Here is a 2,079-nt window from a genome sequence, read left to right as displayed (position 1 = left end):
AGAGAACTCAAAACCACTTTACTGGGATTTCCTAAAACAGCTTCGCCGTGTATTTTATTTTTTAGCATTGTGCTTTGTTTTGTATACACAGCAAGGAGTCTAGTCATTTGAAGACATTCTATTTGATGCTTAGAATTACCTTTCCAAAGCTTCAATTCAACTTGTTTTGCATACTCACAAATCAGTTTAGAATCACTTTTATCAGTCTTTATTTTTGATAACTTCATTTGGATAAAGCGCTTAACTGCTAATGGGTTTTCTACTGAAACTTTTAGCCCAGATTCCAATAAATAATAAGCCAATTGATAGTGGTAATATCCGGTGGCTTCCATCACACAATGGCTATCTATTGTTAGAAGTTTAACAAACTTTTTGAAGCCAGATATCCTGTTTTTAAATTGATAATAATTTCCATCAGAATCTGTCACATCAAAAACCAAATGGCTGATGTCTATCCCAAAATATTTAATATCTTTAGTCATAAGAAAATGTTTATGAAAGGACAATCTACGCGAGTTTCAACGACTTAAAATCGAGGTCTAAAAGCCTCATAGAACTGTACGAAATCTGTGTAGAAAAGAGAGGGGATTTTCAATGTTGACGAGATCAAAGTCTCTGCGTATATAATAACCTTATTCCTCTCTTTTTTGTCTTTTCTGTTTATGTTCTAAAATTAATGAATTGTAAACTTAAGCCGTATATAGCAAATAGCGAGGTTTGGTTCTAAACCGGAAATTCCGGTATATTTGGAAGTTCGCCAATTTTTGTTTTAGTCGTTTAAAGCAAAAAAAGGTAAAACTCAAAAACAAAAATTTGGCTTGTGCTTGGCGGAAAGGTTCTCGCCAGTTTGCCCGCTACTTGCCATATACAAACACGTTTTGTGCAATTTGGCTACGTTACCAAGATTTGGTATATTTGAGAAAATTTTTGTCAAAATGGGAAAAAACACATCAATATCACTCGGAAATCATTTTGAGGATTTTATCAGAGAAGAAGTAAATTCTGGCAGATATGGTTCGGTTAGCGAAGTAATTCGTTCTGCATTACGTTTGTTAGAACGTGAAGAAAAAAAAGAAAGAGAACTGATTAAAGCTCTAGAAGTTGGAGAAAATAGTGGATTTGTTGAAAATTTTGACCCAAAACAACATCTGAAAGAATTACATCGTAAACACTTATGAGTAAAAACAAATATCGTATAAGCCAACAAGCGATTGAGGATTTAGATAAAATTTGGATTTATACTCTTAACAAATGGTCTAAAGAACAAGCAGACAGATATTACGATTTAATAATAGCAGAAATTGAATTTATTGCGAACAATTATCTGATAGGAAAATCTGTAGAACAAACTCGAAAAAACTATCGAGTTACGAAAATTAAATCTCATCTGATTTTTTACAGAAAAGTGGATAATGAGATTATGGAAATCGTTAGAGTTTTACATCAGAGAATGGATATTAAAAAACGACTGAAATAAAAACTGCACACAACACCGTATATAATTAATGGCTGGTTTTGGCTTACTTACGAAAATCCTCGCGGATTTTCTATTCGGTTTTTATTTGCTAAATCCCGTGCTTAACCACGCCACTAATCATATACAAACACGTTAGCACACATTTGAACAAAACCCAAAACCTATGAAGAAAATTTTACTGATTTTAGTACTAATTACAACTGCGAATTCATACGCACAAAAAATTTCGCCTTATTTTCCAGAACCTTTCTTAACAAGTTCATCGAATAAATATCAAACTCAAATTTCATATTTTGACTTAAACTTCGTGACTTTAAAACTTCAAGATTATATGTCATATAACTTTGCAATGACATTAAATGACGAAAAAATGAAGTATGAATTAAAAGACGGAAAAGGAGATATAACTTTTGCTTTTATCGACAAAATAGCAATGAACAAGAAACCACGAGAATTATACTTTAAATATACTGTGTTTCCATTAGAAGAAGAATTTGTAATTAAAGATTTAGTACACGACAAAAATTGTTTAACTATTTGATTTTTAACAAAGTAAAGTAAATTTTAATCTTCTTTATATTGCATAAAATACTGGAATTCAG

At 31.4% G+C, this 2,079-nt stretch carries 4 protein-coding genes; 3 read left to right on the top strand and 1 reads right to left on the bottom strand.

What is annotated here, in order from left to right; genetic code table 11:
- Positions 1–482 (bottom strand): IS110 family transposase (locus BLV84_RS12345; RefSeq protein WP_143521386.1); only part of this gene is annotated, 482 nt, incomplete at its 3' end.
- Between the two features lie 453 nt (positions 483–935).
- On the opposite strand from BLV84_RS12345, the gene BLV84_RS12340 reads away from it, so the two are divergent.
- The 3 genes from BLV84_RS12340 to BLV84_RS12330 all read left to right on the top strand — a co-directional run bounded on the left by BLV84_RS12340 (position 936) and on the right by BLV84_RS12330 (position 2,018).
- Entirely contained in the window at positions 936–1,178 is a 243-nt protein-coding gene (locus BLV84_RS12340; RefSeq protein ID WP_028284019.1) for a type II toxin-antitoxin system ParD family antitoxin, read from the top strand.
- Positions 1,175–1,477 (top strand): type II toxin-antitoxin system RelE/ParE family toxin, encoded by a 303-nt coding sequence (locus BLV84_RS12335; RefSeq protein ID WP_093246161.1) that lies wholly within the window; start codon positions 1,175–1,177, stop codon positions 1,475–1,477. The genes BLV84_RS12340 and BLV84_RS12335 overlap by 4 nt, the downstream gene beginning before the upstream one ends.
- Before the next feature lie 163 nt (positions 1,478–1,640).
- Positions 1,641–2,018: a hypothetical protein gene (locus tag BLV84_RS12330; RefSeq protein ID WP_093246158.1), complete on the top strand. Its 378-nt coding sequence runs from the start codon at positions 1,641–1,643 to the stop codon at positions 2,016–2,018.
- Positions 2,019–2,079 lie beyond the last annotated feature (61 nt).

It is taken from the genome of Psychroflexus halocasei, from assembly GCF_900107595.1.
Taxonomy (GTDB): Bacteria; Bacteroidota; Bacteroidia; order Flavobacteriales; family Flavobacteriaceae; genus Psychroflexus; species Psychroflexus halocasei.
The sequence above is the reverse complement of the archived record's forward strand: the minus strand, read 5'-3'. Positions and strand labels throughout refer to the sequence as shown.

What these genes read in the sequence shown, in the direction of transcription:
- BLV84_RS12340 (WP_028284019.1), top strand. Translation starts at nt 936, where the DNA reads ATGGGAAAAAACACATCAATATCACTCGGAAATCATTTTGAGGATTTT.
- BLV84_RS12335 (WP_093246161.1), top strand. Translation starts at nt 1,175, where the DNA reads ATGAGTAAAAACAAATATCGTATAAGCCAACAAGCGATTGAGGATTTA.
- BLV84_RS12330 (WP_093246158.1), top strand. Translation starts at nt 1,641, where the DNA reads ATGAAGAAAATTTTACTGATTTTAGTACTAATTACAACTGCGAATTCA.